14 protein-coding genes are annotated in these 14,370 nt (G+C 68.2%); 3 read left to right on the top strand and 11 right to left on the bottom strand.

Features of this window, described 5'->3' with window-relative positions; translation table 11 throughout:
* Genes AC5P7S_RS00445 through AC5P7S_RS00435 form a run of 3 tightly spaced genes read right to left on the bottom strand, consistent with a single transcriptional unit; the run spans position 1 to position 2,406 of the window.
* Positions 1-648, bottom strand: a complete 648-nt coding sequence (locus tag AC5P7S_RS00445; protein WP_005420170.1) for a hypothetical protein — start codon at positions 646-648, stop codon at positions 1-3.
* Positions 648-1,826 (bottom strand): glutathionylspermidine synthase family protein, encoded by a 1,179-nt coding sequence (locus AC5P7S_RS00440; protein WP_095378225.1) that lies wholly within the window; start codon positions 1,824-1,826, stop codon positions 648-650. The genes AC5P7S_RS00445 and AC5P7S_RS00440 overlap by 1 nt, the downstream gene beginning before the upstream one ends.
* A 7-nt stretch (positions 1,827-1,833) precedes the next feature.
* Positions 1,834-2,406 (bottom strand): DUF1190 domain-containing protein, encoded by a 573-nt coding sequence (locus AC5P7S_RS00435; RefSeq protein ID WP_005420172.1) that lies wholly within the window; start codon positions 2,404-2,406, stop codon positions 1,834-1,836.
* Positions 2,407-2,814: 408 nt separating this feature from the next.
* On the opposite strand from AC5P7S_RS00435, the gene ilvD reads away from it, so the two are divergent.
* Positions 2,815-4,653 (top strand): dihydroxy-acid dehydratase, encoded by a 1,839-nt coding sequence (ilvD, locus tag AC5P7S_RS00430; protein WP_065177877.1) that lies wholly within the window; start codon positions 2,815-2,817, stop codon positions 4,651-4,653.
* 105 nt (positions 4,654-4,758) lie between these two features.
* On the opposite strand, the gene dinG is transcribed toward ilvD, so the two are convergent.
* From dinG to aroE, 3 genes are all read right to left on the bottom strand, one after another.
* The gene (gene dinG / locus AC5P7S_RS00425; RefSeq protein WP_005420175.1) at positions 4,759-6,861 is read right to left on the bottom strand and encodes an ATP-dependent DNA helicase DinG; all 2,103 of its coding nucleotides are present in this window, start codon (positions 6,859-6,861) and stop codon (positions 4,759-4,761) included.
* A 155-nt stretch (positions 6,862-7,016) separates the two neighbouring features.
* Positions 7,017-7,370 (bottom strand): hypothetical protein, encoded by a 354-nt coding sequence (locus tag AC5P7S_RS00420; protein ID WP_005420176.1) that lies wholly within the window; start codon positions 7,368-7,370, stop codon positions 7,017-7,019.
* A 3-nt stretch (positions 7,371-7,373) separates the two neighbouring features.
* On the bottom strand, positions 7,374-8,219 hold the full coding sequence (gene aroE, locus AC5P7S_RS00415) for a shikimate dehydrogenase (RefSeq protein ID WP_005420177.1): 846 nt from the start codon (positions 8,217-8,219) through the stop codon (positions 7,374-7,376).
* A 49-nt stretch (positions 8,220-8,268) separates the two neighbouring features.
* On the opposite strand from aroE, the gene AC5P7S_RS00410 reads away from it, so the two are divergent.
* Positions 8,269-9,132, top strand: a complete 864-nt coding sequence (locus tag AC5P7S_RS00410; protein WP_095378226.1) for a TolB family protein — start codon at positions 8,269-8,271, stop codon at positions 9,130-9,132.
* Between the two features lie 82 nt (positions 9,133-9,214).
* Here AC5P7S_RS00410 and AC5P7S_RS00405 read toward each other — a convergent pair whose 3' ends face one another.
* The 4 genes from AC5P7S_RS00405 to AC5P7S_RS00390 form a co-directional block, all read right to left on the bottom strand.
* Positions 9,215-9,484 carry a hypothetical protein gene (locus tag AC5P7S_RS00405; RefSeq protein WP_095378227.1) on the bottom strand — a complete coding sequence of 90 codons (270 nt, stop codon included), beginning with the start codon at positions 9,482-9,484 and terminating at the stop codon, positions 9,215-9,217.
* Positions 9,485-9,516: 32 nt separating this feature from the next.
* Entirely contained in the window at positions 9,517-10,506 is a 990-nt protein-coding gene (gene hemB / locus AC5P7S_RS00400; RefSeq protein WP_005420181.1) for a porphobilinogen synthase, read from the bottom strand.
* A gap of 19 nt (positions 10,507-10,525) precedes the next feature.
* Positions 10,526-11,443, bottom strand: coding sequence for a bestrophin family protein (locus tag AC5P7S_RS00395; RefSeq protein WP_069138806.1), 918 nt, complete (start codon positions 11,441-11,443; stop codon positions 10,526-10,528).
* Positions 11,444-11,566: 123 nt separating this feature from the next.
* On the bottom strand, positions 11,567-11,815 hold the full coding sequence (locus tag AC5P7S_RS00390) for a hypothetical protein (protein WP_005420185.1): 249 nt from the start codon (positions 11,813-11,815) through the stop codon (positions 11,567-11,569).
* 186 nt (positions 11,816-12,001) lie between these two features.
* On the opposite strand from AC5P7S_RS00390, the gene AC5P7S_RS00385 reads away from it, so the two are divergent.
* Positions 12,002-12,460, top strand: coding sequence for a hypothetical protein (locus tag AC5P7S_RS00385; RefSeq protein ID WP_005420187.1), 459 nt, complete (start codon positions 12,002-12,004; stop codon positions 12,458-12,460).
* A gap of 90 nt (positions 12,461-12,550) precedes the next feature.
* On the opposite strand, the gene AC5P7S_RS00380 is transcribed toward AC5P7S_RS00385, so the two are convergent.
* Positions 12,551-14,347, bottom strand: a complete 1,797-nt coding sequence (locus tag AC5P7S_RS00380) for a DUF885 domain-containing protein (RefSeq protein ID WP_005420189.1) — start codon at positions 14,345-14,347, stop codon at positions 12,551-12,553.
* Between the last annotated feature and the right edge of the window lie 23 nt (positions 14,348-14,370).

Below are 14,370 nucleotides of genomic sequence, written 5' to 3'. Positions count from 1 at the left end.
CTACCCTTGCAGCAAGCGACGCTGCAACCGCTCCACCGCACGCTGCAGCAGCGCCCGGTTGCGGGCCAGCTTCATCCACTGCGGCAGGCGCGAGAACATGGATCGATGATGGCCGCGGCCCTCGCGCAGCGTCGCGCCCGCGTATTCGTGCAGTGCCTGCAGATGTTCGGCGTTGTAGGCCCACAGCAGGCCCGCGCGGGTCGATTCGACCAGGCGCAGCGGCAGACCGAAATGCGGATCGGCAGGCTCGGCGTCACGCAGGGGACGCGTCAACACCGTGACCTCGGTGCTGCGACCGCACTGTGCGCATCGGGCGGGGAAGGATGCAGGCGCGGGGATGCCGGCGGGAATCGGCCGACACACATGCAGCCACTGATGCCCGCAGAATCCACAGGGCTGGCGGCCCAGAATGCGGACCGCACCCACCCAGTCGCCGCTGTCCAATGCAGCGCTGCAAGCGGTGCAGCGGAAACGCGCGGTCCATCGATAGGGTTCCCAGCGGGCGATCACCCAACCGGGGGCATCGCAGCGGTGGCAACGCACCGCGACGCGGTCCGCGAAGGCCTGCAGGCTGCGCCCGTCATCGAAATGCCGGCCCGGCGCGGGCGTGGCACGCCCATGCCGGCCAGGCCAACGCCGCACCGTCATCAGACGTAGATCCGCGTCGGCGCCTCGTCGACGATCGCGTGCGGCACGAACCGCGCACTGTCGCGGGTGATCGCGCTGTCGTCCTCGCGGATGCCGATGCCGCAGGCGTGGTCACCCACCACCCAGCTGCCGATCAGCGGGTAGCCACCTTCGAAGCGGGTCAGCGGATGGGCGCGCTGGATGATCGCCGGGCCGTCGTAGGGACCGTCGCTGCGCTGGGTGCTGCCATCGGCCAGGTGCATCTCGATGTTGGCACCTTCGCGCGAGAACAGCGGCTTGCGCACCCAGCCCGGGGCCAGCGTGCTGCCGTCATCGAAGTGCGCCTCCAGCAGGTTCGGATGGCCTACGTTGCGCTGCCACAGCAACGGCAGGATGCCCTTGTTGCTCAGCACTGCCTTCCACGCCGGTTCCAGCAACTGCACGCCCGAACCGGGCAGCGCGCGGCCGAACTCTTCGGCCATCAGGTCTTCCAGCGGGTACAGCTTGAACAGCGTGCCGATCACCGAATCATCCAGCGCGGTGAAGCGGCCGTCCTCGGACAGGCCAATGTCCTCGATCGCGATGGCCTGGCCATGCAGGCCGGCCTGCGACGCGCAGTCGCGCAGGTAATCGACCGTGCCACGGTCTTCTTCCGAGCTTCCCACCGCGCTGAAGTACAACGGCGGCGGCAGCTGCCTGGCCAGTTCGCCGAAGCGCTCGACCAGCGCCTCATGGATCGCATTGAACTGGTCGGCATGCTGCGGCAGGCGGCCGGCGTTGCGCTGGTCTTCCAGCCACTGCCACTGGAAGAAGCTGGCCTCGAACAGCGAGGTCGGCGTGTCGTAGTTCAGCTCGTACAGCTTGGCCGGGCCGGTGCCGTCGTAGGCCAGGTCCAGGCGGCCGTAAAGGTGCGGCTGGCGCTGGCGCCAGCTGTCGGCGATCCAGTCGCGGTAATGCGACGGAATCGCCAGCTGGTCCATCAACCGCTCGCTGCCGATGACATCACCGACCAGGTCCAGCGCCATCTGGTGCAGCTCGGCACTGGGGTCTTCGATGTCCTGTTCGATCTGGCGCAGGGTGAACGCGTAGTACGCGCTTTCATCCCAGTAGGGCTGGCCATCGATGGTATGGAAACGGAAACCCGCTTCCTCCGCGCGTGCCCGCCACTGGGCACGCTCGGCAATCCGGATGCGCTGCATGGGTCGATCAGCCGCCGTAGCTGCCGCTGGTGCTGCGGCGTGCGCTGGTGTTGCCGAAGCCACCACGGCTGGCAGTGACCGCACGGTTCGGCTCGCTGGTGACCGGCGCCAGGCCGGCCTTGCCGGCACCGATGCCGCTGGCGGTGTTCAGGCCACCGGTGCCGCCCGGTGCCGGGCGCGCCCAGCCAGCGTTCTTGTCCTGGTATGCCGGTGCCGACGCCGGCGCCTGCGGGGCGAGGCCGCCGCGGTTGCTCAGCATCTGCGACATGAAGAAACCCATCATCATCGGGCCGATGAACGAGGTGCCGGCCGAGGTGTGCTGCTGCACGCACTGCTCCGGCTTGTAATCCTTCTCGCAGGCTTCCTTGCTGGCGTACTTCGGCGCCGCATCGGCGGCCTGCTTCTGCGCTTCGGCAAAGGCGTTGCGGCACGACGACGGATCACCGGTGGCCTCGGTGCAGGCCTCGACCGAGGTGTACAGGCCTTCCTGCACCTTCACCTCCGGCTCCTTCTGGCAGGCGGTGAACAGCAGCGGCGCAGCGCTCATCAGCAGCAGCGCGGTGGTGCGGGAACGTTTCATGGCCTCATGCCCTGTCGACGGATCAATGCCCCAATGATGCCAAATCCGGGCCAGCAACCGGAATCGGCAAAGTGGGAAAGATGAACGGCCTTTCATTTTCGTCGGCATTGGGGTCAGAGCCCATCGCGCTGCGATGGGATCCGACCCCGGGCGGCACACCGCACTGGTAGGTGCCAACCTTGGTTGGCACACGCCCCGCGGCGCCGCGCTATGCCCGGCGCGCGCAGCCAAGTCTCCGGCGAGAAGCCCCCTTGTTGTTCAAGGGGGCGCGCCGCAGGCGCGGGGATAAGGGGAAATGCGCGGACCACCAAGCCGCTGCAAGCGGTGAAGGTGGTTGCAGCAGCAACCGAAAAAATTGGCCATGATCGGCTGACCCCCACGTCGTACGGCCCGCCCGTTCCGCCAGCCATGCCCGAATACCGTTCCCGCACCTCCACCGCCGGCCGCAACATGGCCGGCGCCCGCGCCCTGTGGCGTGCCACCGGCATGAAAGACGGCGACTTCCACAAGCCGATCATTGCCATCGCCAACTCCTTCACCCAGTTCGTGCCCGGCCACGTGCACCTGAAGGACCTCGGCCAGCTGGTCGCACGCGAAATCGAACAGGTCGGTGGCGTCGCCAAGGAATTCAACACCATCGCCGTGGACGACGGCATCGCGATGGGCCACGACGGGATGCTGTATTCGCTGCCCAGCCGCGAGATCATCGCCGACGCCGTGGAGTACATGGTCAACGCGCACTGCGCCGACGCGCTGGTGTGCATCAGCAACTGCGACAAGATCACCCCCGGCATGCTGATGGCTGCGCTGCGCCTGGACATCCCGGTGGTGTTCGTCTCCGGCGGGCCGATGGAAGCGGGCAAGACAAAGCTGTCCGAGCACAAGCTGGACCTGGTCGACGCGATGGTGGTGGCCGCCGATGACAGCGCCTCCGACGAGAAGGTCGCGGCCTTTGAACGCAGCGCCTGCCCCACCTGCGGCTCCTGCTCGGGCATGTTCACCGCCAACTCGATGAACTGCCTGACCGAAGCGCTGGGCCTGTCGCTGCCCGGCAACGGCACTACGCTGGCCACCCATGCCGACCGCGAGGCGCTGTTCCGTCGCGCCGGCCGCCTGATCGTCGAGCTCTGCCATCGCTGGTACGGCGGCGAAGACCCGAGCGCGCTGCCGCGCGGGATCGCCACCCAGGCCGCGTTCGCCAACGCGATGACCCTGGACATCGCCATGGGCGGCTCCACCAACACCATCCTGCATCTGCTGGCCGCAGCGCAGGAAGCGGAGGTCGACTTCGACCTGACCCACATCGACGCGCTGTCGCGACGCGTCCCGCAGCTGTGCAAGGTGGCGCCGAACACACCGAAGTACCACATCGAGGACGTGCACCGCGCCGGCGGCGTGTTCGGCATCCTCGGTGAACTGGATCGCGCCGGCCTGCTCGATACCACAGTGCCGACCGTGCACAGCGCCAGCCTGGCCGAAGCGCTGGAACGCTGGGACGTGGTGCGCAGCGACAACGACACCCTGCATACCTTCTTCAAGGCCGGCCCGGCCGGCATCCCCACCCAGGAGGCCTTCAGCCAGGCCACGCGCTGGCCCGCGCTGGACCTGGACCGCGCCGAGGGCTGCATCCGCTCGCTGCAACATGCGTATTCGCTGGAAGGTGGCCTGGCTGTGCTGCGCGGCAATCTGGCCGTCGATGGCTGCGTGGTGAAAACCGCCGGCGTGGATGAATCGATCCATGTGTTCGAAGGCCCCGCACGCGTCTACGAAAGCCAGGACGCCGCCGTCGCCGGCATCCTCGCCGACGAGGTGCAGCCGGGCGAGGTGGTGGTGATCCGCTACGAAGGGCCGAAGGGCGGCCCGGGCATGCAGGAGATGCTGTACCCGACCAGCTACCTGAAGTCGAAGGGACTGGGCAAGCAGTGCGCGCTGCTCACCGATGGCCGCTTCTCCGGTGGCACCTCGGGGTTGTCGATCGGCCACGTTTCGCCGGAAGCGGCCAGTGGCGGCGCGATCGGGCTTGTGGAAGACGGTGACCGCATCCGCATCGACATCCCGGCCCGCCGCATCGACCTGTTGCTGGATGAGGCCACGCTGGTCCAGCGCCGCAGCGAGGCCGATGCACGCGGCTGGAAACCGCGTGCGCCGCGCCCGCGCAAGGTCACCAGCGCGTTGAAGGCCTACGCCCTGCTCGCCACCAGTGCCGACAAGGGCGCCGTACGCAACACCGCCCTGCTCGGCGATTGATGCCGATCCGGTAGTGCCGGCCGCTGGCCGGCATCTTAAAAAAAGGGACGGAGGGGATTAAGTCGTTTGAGGCACAAACGACTTAATCCCCTCCGTCCCCTTTTTTCAGCCGATCACGCGCTTGAACGGCGGCAGCGCGTCGATGATGCGCTTTCCGTAGCGGCGGGTCAGCAGCCGCGAATCGAGGATGATCACGCGGCCGGTGTCGGTGGAGGTGCGGATCAGGCGACCGGCGAACTGGGTCAACGTGCGCAGCGCGTGCGGAATGGCGATCAGGTTGAACGCATTGAGCCCGCGGCCCTCGAACCATTCGCTGAGCGTGGCGGTCTGCGGATCGGTCGGCACCGCGAACGGTACCTGGGTGATCACCACCGTGGTGCAGGCTTCGCCGGGCAGGTCGAGGCCTTCGCCGAACGAGTTCAGGCCGAACAGTACCGAGCCTTCGCCGGCAGCGACGCGGCGCAGGTGTTCTTCGATCAGCCGGGTCTTGGACATCTCGCCCTGTACCAGCACCTGCTTGCGCCGCGCGGCGGGCATCAGCCCGGCCACCTTTTCCATCTTCCAGCGCGAGGTGAACAGCACCATCGAGCCCTTGGCCCAATCCAGCTCGGTGTCGAGGTAGCGCGCCACCTCGCGGGGATGGCCTTCGCGGTCGTCGGGGGTGACCGGGAACCTGGGCACGATCAGCTCGGCCTGGTTGGGCAGGTCGAACGGCGACGACAGCGAGACCATCTCGGCCTCTTCCGGAATGCCGTTGTCGATCGCCAGCGACTGGAAATCGCCACCGCCGGTCAGCGTCGCCGAGGTCATCACCACCGAGTCCACCTCATCCCACAGCAGCTTGCGCAGCACGTGCGCGGCCGATACCGGCGAGCCGTGCAGCACCAGGTCACCGTCGCGGGTGGCGGTGACCCAGCGCGCCATCGGCGGCGCGCCGTCCTTGTCCTCGCGGCGCCAGGCCTGCCACAGGTTGTACTGTTGCTCGATCATTTCCAGCGCCATGCCCAGGTTGCGCTGCAGGCGCTCGCGCGCGGCGTCGTCCGGCTTGCCCTTGGCCACCTGCGCGGTGGCGGCATGCGCCCAGTTGTAGAGGCTGCGGGTCTCGTCGGCCAGTGCCTCGATCGGCTCGCGCCAGGCCTCCGGCAAACGGCCGTTGGCCGCGCGCCACATCGGCTCCTCGTCCGCTGGCGCCGGCATCCACACCCGCTCGATGTGATCGCGGAACGCGCGCAGCTGCTTGGCGACGTTGCTGGCGACCTCGATCGCTTCGTTCGGCAGCAGGTTGCCGAGGCGGTCCTTGTCGACCGCGCGGTAGGCACCGGCAATCAGGATCTGCAGGCGCCCGGTGCGCTTGGCCATTTCATCCAGCGCCAGGCTGGCCGCGCCCTGGTCGATCGCCACGTTGCCGATGTGATGGCCTTCGTCCAGCACCAGCAGCATGTCCGACGGCGGCGCGATCAACGGCTGGCCGTTGTCGCTGTCGCCGATCGACAGCGCCGACAGCAGCAGCGCGTGGTTGGTGACCACGATCTGCGCATCGCGCACGGTGTTGCGTGAACGCAGCACCGCGCACTGCGCCGAATACGCACAACGGCGCCCGGCGCAGCCCGAGGCCGGCGTGGTGATGCGGCTGCGCAGGCCGGGACTGATGGTCTCCGGCGCATTGTCGATATCGCCGTCCCAGCTGCCGCCGGTGAAGGCATCGGTCAGGCGCTTGGCGATGTCCATCTCGATCGGCGCCAGCGGCCGGTCGAACAGTGGTGCATCATCCTCGAACATGCCGCCCTGCGAGCCCTCGCCCTGTGCTTCGGCGGCGTTACGCGTGCACAGGTAGCGGGTACGGCCCTTGGCCAGCGCCACGGTTGCTTCCAGGCCGGTGGCCTTGAGGAAATTCGGGATATCGCGCTCGACCAGCTGCGACTGCAGCGCCACGGTGCCGGTGCTGATCACCAGCTTCTTCTTGCTGGCCAGCGCAATCGGTACGCCCGCAGTGAGGTAACCCAGGCTCTTGCCGACGCCGGTCGGCGCCTCGACCACGCCAACGCCGCCGCTCTTCGACAGCGCGCGTGACACCACGCCGATCATCTGGCTCTGCGAGCGGCGGGTGGAGAAGCCGGGAGTATTGGCCTGCAGCGTCGTGTACGCCTTGCGGATCGCGTCCTTCAAGGGGTCATCGAGCGTGCGCGGAGCGGCGACGGTTTCGGTCACGCCGGGAATTACCGTGGCTGGATCGGGCCGGTCATTGTCGCATGGCCGGCCATGTCCGCCGCCGCTGGCTGCCTGAACGGGGCAGCGGCGACGCCCGGCGGCTGGATGAACACGCCGGACGCTGCTGGCGACGGCCCTGGGCCGTCACCGCGGTGTCACTGCACCGCGTTGCCGCGCAGCCGCAGCAGGCGCACCAGCGCCCACACCAGCAGCACCACGCCGATGGCCTCGACCATTGCCAGCGCGAAATGCAGCACGCCGAGGATGGCGCTCAGGCTCGACACGGCACTGAAATCACCACTGCGGACCATCCACATCGGCAGGATGCCCGCCGCCATCCCACCGAGGCTGGTCAACAGCAACAGCAGCAGGCCGACCAGGGCGCCGGTGCGGGTCGCATCGCGCGGCGCACCGACCACCCAGACCAGGCCGACGCACAGCGCGATCAGCACCGGCAGGCGCACACCGACCATGCTCAGCACGGTCACCATCAAGGTCGTGCCGTCCATCGATCAGTCCTCGCCGGCCAACACAGCCGGGCCCTGGCGCAGCGCCTGGTAGACCTCGTCGGTCTGCGGGCGTACGCCGTGCCACTGCAGGAAGCTCTCGGCAGCCTGTTCGACCAGCATGCCCAGGCCATCCACGGTGTTGCGGCAGTTCGCCGCGCGTGCCCATGCCAGGAAGGCGATCGCCGCCTCGCCGTAGTTCAGGTCGACGGCGGTGGTCATCGAGTTGACCAGCGACAGCGGCAGCTTGAACTCGACATCGCGGTCGCGGCCCGCCGAGGTGGCGTTGACGATCAGTTCAAAGTCGCCCAGGTCGCGCAGGTCCTCCCAGTAGCGGCTGATCGCGCGGCCCGGTTCGCCCATGGCATCGATCAGCTCGTCGGCACGTTCCGGCGTGCGGTTGACCACCACCAGTTCGGTGATGCCGGCATCGAGCAGCGCCGGGGCGACGCTGCGCGCCGAGCCACCGGCACCGATCATCAGCACGCGACGGCCGCGCAGGTCCAGGCCGTGGCGGTCGGTCAGGTCGCGCACCAGGCCGATGCCATCGGTGGTGTCGCCGTGCCAACGGTCGCCCTTGCGCAGCAGCGTGTTGACCGATCCGGCGCGGCGCGCCCGTGCGGTCAGCGTGGTGCACACCGAGAACGCGGTTTCCTTGTGCGGCAGGGTGACATTGGCACCGACACCGCCCTCGGCAGCGAAGGCCTCCAGGCCGGCCAGGAACGCCTCCGGGGCCAGGTCGATCGCGCGATAGTCGATGGCGATGCCTTCCTGGCGACCGAACGACGCATGGATCTGCGGCGACTTCGAATGGGCGACGGGGTGTCCGAAGACGGCGTAACGGTCGGTCATGGAATCCTCAAGCTGGCTAGACTGATGCTCTGTTCGTGCATGGAACCGGATGATGCGCATCACCCCGCCCCTGCTGGTGCTTGCCGCCAGTCTACTCTCTGCCCCCGTGGCGATGGCGTTGAACGAGTACGGCATCGAAGGCATGGGCGTGGTCTCGACCCGCGCCGACGAGGGTCGCGCCACGATCAGCGCCGATGGCCAGCGCATCGTTTTCGCCCGCCGCGACGAAGCCGGCTGGGGCCTGTGGGAGGCACGCGTGGTCGACGGTCGTTGGCAGCAGGCACAGGCACTGCCGGTCGGCGTGGCCGGTGAAGCCCGTGATCCCTACTTCAGCCGTGATGGCCGCTGGCTGTTGTTCGCGGCCGGCCGCGAGGGCGCGCTGGCGCTGTACCGCGCTGCGCTGGCCACCGATGGCCGGCTGGGCCCAGCGCAGCCGCTGGGCGGTGACGGCGGGCGCCGGGAAGAGCGCGGACCGGCCCTGAGCGCGGATGGCAAGCAGCTGTTGTTTGCCCGCCAGCAGGGCCATGGCGCCGGCTGGGACCTGTTCATAGCGACGCTGGATGCGCAGGGCCTGCGTGGCCCGGCCACCGCACTGAGCGCGCTGAACAGCGCCGACGACGAGACCGACGGCGACTGGCTGGGCCATGACGGCGCCGTGGTGTTCAGCCGCGGCCACGGCAGTACTGCGCAGGTCTGGAGCAGCGGCTGTGCGTGGAGCGGTGTGGCGCTGCAGCCGCTGGGACTGTCGTTCAACCAGGCCGGCGGCTGGACCGGCGCGCCGGTGATCGACAACGCCAGGCCCGGCGAGATGATGGTGGCCAGCAGCGCGGCAAAGGCGCCGCGCGCCGGTGGCGTGGACGTGTACCGGTTGGCGGTGCCCAGGGTGGCGGCGGTGGCCGGGTGCGTGCGGTAGATCCACGCCATGCGTGGATGGCGCCCGCGAAGGGGTCAGAGCCCTTTCCTGCGGAAAGGGATCCGACCCCGGGGATTGCCCGTCAGCGCGACAGCACCTTGGCGCGCAACTGCTCGTACTCCATCTCGCTCAGCTGGCCGTTGTCCTTGCGCTGGTTCAACGCAGCCAGCTCGGCCTGCACGCTGTCCGGCAGGGCCTGCTCACGGGCTACGTGGCGGGCGGCGGAAAGCTGCTCCGGCGGGCGCTTGCCCGCCCGCCAGGCGGCGATGAAGACAGCGACGATGATGGCACCGAACACCAGGACACCGGTGCCCCAGATCAGCCATTGCATCCATCCCAGTTCGGGTCCCATCGCGCAGTCCTCCGTCTATCGTGGCGCTATTGTCAGCGCTCGCGCAGCCATCGCGCCACCTGCGGCGCGAAATAGGTCAGCACGCCATCGGCACCGGCCCGCTTGAAGCCCAGCAGCGACTCCAGCACGCAGGCACGCTCGTCCAGCCAGCCGTTGGCGAAGGCGGCCTTCATCATCGCGTACTCGCCACTGACCTGGTAGGCGAAGGTCGGCACGCCGAACGTGTCCTTCACCCTGCGCACCAGGTCCAGGTACGGCATGCCCGGCTTGACCATCACCATGTCGGCGCCCTCTTCCAGGTCCAGCGCGATCTCGCGCAGAGCCTCGTCGCCGTTGGCCGGGTCCATCTGGTAGGTCTTCTTGTCGGCCTTGCCGAGGCTGGCCGCGCTGCCCACCGCATCACGGAACGGGCCGTAGAACGCCGAGGCGTACTTGGCCGAGTAGGCCATGATGCGCACGTTGATGTGGTTGTCGGCATCCAGCGCACGGCGGATCGCGCCAATGCGGCCGTCCATCATGTCCGACGGCGAGACGATGTCCACACCGGCCTCGGCGTGCGACACCGACTGCTTGACCAGCGCTTCGACCGTGATGTCGTTCAGCACATAGCCCTTGTCGTCGATGATGCCGTCCTGGCCGTGGGTGGTGTACGGGTCCAGCGCCACGTCGGTCATCACGCCCAGTTCCGGGAAGCGCGACTTCAGCGCGCGGATCGCACGCTGCGCCAGGCCGTCCTCGGCCCACGCCGCCGACGCGTCCAGCGACTTCAGCGACGGGTCGATCACCGGGAACAGGTCGATCACCGGAATGCCCAGTTCCAGCGCTTCTTCGGCCACCTTCAGCAGCTCTTCGATCGACAGCCGCTCCACGCCCGGCATCGACGGCACTGCGGTGCGGCCCGCCAGTTCGTGCACGAACACCGGGTAGATCAGGTCGTCGGTGGTCAGCGTGTTCTCGCGCATCAGGCGGCGCGAGAACTCGTCGTGGCGCATGCGGCGCGGGCGGTAAAGCGGATGGGACATGGCAGGCTCCGAGGAGTGGCTATTGCAACAGGTAACCCTGCGGCAGCAGGGGTTCGGGCAAGGGGCGTTCGCCGAGCGCGTCGAGCTGGTCGATCTCGATCGTGCGCACCAGCGCGTCCAGCGGCAGGTCGTTCGGCTCCAAGCCGAACGGGTCTTCCATTTCTTCGCCCAGCTGGTCCAGGCCGAAGAAGGCATAGGCCAGCACCGCCGACAGCACCGGCGTGCCCCAGCCCAGCGAACTGGCCAGGCCGAACGGCAGCAGCACGCAGAACATCCACGCGCAGCGATGCAGCAGCAGGGTGTAGGCGAACGGCAGCGGCGTGGTGAGGATGCGCTCGCAGCCGGCCTGGATCGACGACATCGCGTGCAGGCGCTCCTCCAGCTGGGTGTAGAGAATCGGATCGAGCTCGCCGGCGCGCAGCGCCTGGGCCAGCTCGGCAGCGATCATCGACAGCAATGCATCCGGCACGTTCTCGCGCTGGCCCAGCTGCTCGCGTTGCGGCTTGTCCAGCCATGGCAAGGCAGCCAGGGCCACGATGCGTCCACGCAGGCGCGCGGCCAGCGCATGGGCGAACGCGGTGGTGAGGTACGCGATGCGGCGACGGCGGCCGCCGTCATCGGCCAGCAGCAGGTGCACCTGGCGGGCCAGCGAACGTGATTCGTAGACCAGCTGGCCCCACAGCTTGCGGCCTTCCCACCAGCGGTCATAGCAGGCGCTGTTGCGGAAGCTGAGGAAGATCGACAGGACCAGGCCGAGCAGGGTGAACGGCGTGACCGACACGCGTTCGATGCCGGTCGGCGGGGCCAGTTCCACCACGGCCGCCACGGCAATGGACAGGATCAGGATGGCCAGCACCTTCGGCGCGATCGCTTTGACGATCGAGCCGCGCAGGATGTACAGCAGTTGCCAGCCGTGGGGACGGGGTCGGATGATCATCGGGCAGCCGCGCCAGGCGCGGAATCACAGGCACGCGGGGGGCTCGCGCAGCCGCTCATTGTACGCCCCTGCCCGGCCAGCAGCCGTGTATCTGCGACGCCCGGTCGCACCGGGTGCCGGGATTCAGATCACGCCGCCGCCCAGGCCCAGGCGCAGGATGCCGACCACCACCACGATGCCGTTCAGCACCAGCCCGGCCCAGGCCCGACCGCGCTTGGTCGGGTGGGTAAACAGGATGCCCAGCGCGGCGATCACCGCGCCGACGGCGGCGAACGGGATCAGGAACCAGTTGCCCCAGCCAAGCAGCGGAATCAGCGCCAGGATCATCCACAACAGCGCAAGTACGCCCCACAACAGACTGATCACGCCCATTCCGCTCTCCCGCAGTTGGTTCCTGTCTGTCCACCATAGTCGTTCACGCGGTCGCCGCCTACTGCCGTTGGCGGGGCTGTCACCCGACGCGTGCTAGCGTGCTGCCGTGGGTGCCCGGGCCCGGGTGTTGGCGCCGATTCAGAGTGGCCCACCGAAGATCGCAACCAGTCCTACAGGGGTCGTGCCATGAACATCCGTTGGGCCGCGCTGGCGGCCATCCTGCTGGTCGCCGCCGGTTGTGCCAGCACCTCCAAGGTCATGCTGGGGCGCGCCCGCGCGCCGATCGATCCGGCACTGGTGCAGATCTATTCCACGCCACCGGCCGGCTCGCAGGAAATCGCGCAGCTGGAATCGGCATCTGCCGTGGGCTTCGGCACGCAGGGCCAGACCGATGCCGCGGTGGCACGCCTGAAGCGTGAAGCGGCGGCACTGGGCGCCAATGGCGTGGTGCTGATGGGCGTGGGCAGCAGCGGCTCACCGGTGGGCATGTCGGTGGGTGCCGGCACCTTCGGCTCGCATGTGGGGGGTGGCGTCGGCATCGGTATTCCGACCACGCAGAAGCGCGCCGCCGGCGTGGCGATCTGGGTACCCAATCCGGAACCGCCGGCACGGTTGCCGACCCAGGTGATCACGCCGCAGCGGTGATGCAGTAGATCCACGCCATGCGTGGATGGACATTGACGCACGGGGTCAGAGCCCTTTCCTGCGGAAAGGGATCCGACCCCGGCGCGGGCATCACTTGTACTTCGGCACGAACACCTTGTTCACCGCATCGGCCAGCTGGTCCGGCGGCAGCAGGCCCTGGTCGAGCAGGAAGTTGTTGAACGCCAGGCGGTCGAACTTCGCGCCCAGTGCCAGCTCGGTCTGCATGCGCAGTTCGAGGATGCGGGTGTAGCCATAGAAGTAGCTGCCCGCCTGGCCCGGCATGCGCACCATGTAACGGTCCAGTTCCTGGGTGGCCATCGCCTTGGACAGGCCGACCTGCTCCATCAGCACACGTTCGCCGTTGGCGCGGTCGGTCAGGCCGAGGTTGAGCATCGGGTCAAGCATTGCGCGTGCGGCCCGCAGCAGGCGGAACTGCAGGGCGATCATCTGCCCGTCCAGCGGCTCGTACGGCACCATCTCGGCCTCGGCATACAGCGCCCAGCCTTCAACATTCACCGAATTGAACGCGAACATGGTGCGTGCCAGCGAGACACCACGCTCGACCATCGCGGTGAACTGCAGCTCGTGGCCGGGGCGGCCTTCATGCGCGCTCAGCGTCCATGCCGCCGCACCGAAGTTGAAATCGTCGTATTGTGCGCCCGGGCCCGCCGCCGGGTTGCCCAGCGGCAGCACGAAGGTGCCCTGCTGCCCGGTGTTGTTGACCAGCGGCGCCGGCAGGAAATGCGGGGCCGGGCTGGCCGCGCTCTCGGCGGCCGAACCCAGGCGCATCTGCATGGCGCGCTTGGGCACGTCGACGATGGCATGCTCGCGGATCAGCGGATCGATCGCATCGATCACCTTGCGGTAGTGCCCTTCCAGATGGTCGTCGGCGATCTTGTCGGCCTTCAGCGCGCGGATCACCGCCACCGGGTCACTCGGGTCGGCCACCTTCAGACCCTTGTCCTTCACCACCAGCGGCGCCAGCTGCTGCATCGCCGAGCGGGTTTCCATGAACTCCAGCTGCGCGCGCTGCATCAGCAGCTTCGGATCGATATCGATACCGACCTGCTTGAGCTGGTAGGCGTACAGCGGCGCCGGCAGGCGCGCATCGGTGCGTGCCTTCGGCAGCACGTCCTTGCGGGTCCAGGCGGCGTAGTCCTTCATCTGCCCGGCCAGGGCCTTCATCGCCTCATCGGCGCCGGCGATCTGGTACTTCTTCAGCAGCGACTCGATGCCGGTGATGTACGTCTCGACATTGTCCAGCGATTGCTGCACTTCGATCTTCGTCGGCTGCAGCAGGCTGCCGTCCTTCAAGCGCTCTTCGTAACGCTGGCGGGCCAGCGTGGTGAACGCGGTGCCACCCGGCTGCAGCCCGGCGTAGGCCTTGAGGCGGTCGATCGCCTTGGCCCGGCGCTCGGCCGGCACCTGGTCGGACAGCAGCAGGTTGAGGCCGCTGAAGATGGTCTGCGGCGCGTCACTCCATGGCAGCAGGTACTTCTCGTTGAGCTCGCTGCCTTCGATGTTCTGGTTGGCGGCGTGGATCATGATCTCCAGGTCCTGGCGGACGTTGGGATCCTGCTCGGTGGCCAGCTTGGCTTTCAGTTCATCGCGGGCCTTGGCCATCGCGGCGCGGTAGCGCTTGCCATTGTCCGCACCGAGGTCGGCCACCTTGTCGTCATAGCCGGGCACGCCGAAGAAGCCGGTTTCTTCCGGCTGGAACGGGCCCTGCGCATCAAGCAGGATCTGCGCCAGTGCGTTGCTGCGGGCCACCCAGGCCGGGCTGGCCGGAGTAGCGGCCTTGGCGGCGGGTGCCGCCAGCGCCGGCGGTGCGGACATCAGCGGGGCGGCAGTCAGGGCCAGGGCAACGGCCAACGCGATCGGCTTCATGGTGCACTCCAGGACAGGGTTGC

The organism is Stenotrophomonas sp. YJH_SMC_32, assembly GCF_059369975.1.
This window is presented reverse-complemented; position numbering and strand designations above follow the sequence as displayed.

What these genes read in the sequence shown, in the direction of transcription:
- AC5P7S_RS00445 (WP_005420170.1), bottom strand. Translation starts at nt 648, where the DNA reads ATGACGGTGCGGCGTTGGCCTGGCCGGCATGGGCGTGCCACGCCCGCG.
- AC5P7S_RS00440 (WP_095378225.1), bottom strand. Translation starts at nt 1,826, where the DNA reads ATGCAGCGCATCCGGATTGCCGAGCGTGCCCAGTGGCGGGCACGCGCG.
- AC5P7S_RS00435 (WP_005420172.1), bottom strand. Translation starts at nt 2,406, where the DNA reads ATGAAACGTTCCCGCACCACCGCGCTGCTGCTGATGAGCGCTGCGCCG.
- ilvD (WP_065177877.1), top strand. Translation starts at nt 2,815, where the DNA reads ATGCCCGAATACCGTTCCCGCACCTCCACCGCCGGCCGCAACATGGCC.
- AC5P7S_RS00420 (WP_005420176.1), bottom strand. Translation starts at nt 7,370, where the DNA reads ATGGACGGCACGACCTTGATGGTGACCGTGCTGAGCATGGTCGGTGTG.
- aroE (WP_005420177.1), bottom strand. Translation starts at nt 8,219, where the DNA reads ATGACCGACCGTTACGCCGTCTTCGGACACCCCGTCGCCCATTCGAAG.
- AC5P7S_RS00410 (WP_095378226.1), top strand. Translation starts at nt 8,269, where the DNA reads ATGATGCGCATCACCCCGCCCCTGCTGGTGCTTGCCGCCAGTCTACTC.
- AC5P7S_RS00405 (WP_095378227.1), bottom strand. Translation starts at nt 9,484, where the DNA reads ATGGGACCCGAACTGGGATGGATGCAATGGCTGATCTGGGGCACCGGT.
- hemB (WP_005420181.1), bottom strand. Translation starts at nt 10,506, where the DNA reads ATGTCCCATCCGCTTTACCGCCCGCGCCGCATGCGCCACGACGAGTTC.
- AC5P7S_RS00395 (WP_069138806.1), bottom strand. Translation starts at nt 11,443, where the DNA reads ATGATCATCCGACCCCGTCCCCACGGCTGGCAACTGCTGTACATCCTG.
- AC5P7S_RS00390 (WP_005420185.1), bottom strand. Translation starts at nt 11,815, where the DNA reads ATGGGCGTGATCAGTCTGTTGTGGGGCGTACTTGCGCTGTTGTGGATG.
- AC5P7S_RS00385 (WP_005420187.1), top strand. Translation starts at nt 12,002, where the DNA reads ATGAACATCCGTTGGGCCGCGCTGGCGGCCATCCTGCTGGTCGCCGCC.
- AC5P7S_RS00380 (WP_005420189.1), bottom strand. Translation starts at nt 14,347, where the DNA reads ATGAAGCCGATCGCGTTGGCCGTTGCCCTGGCCCTGACTGCCGCCCCG.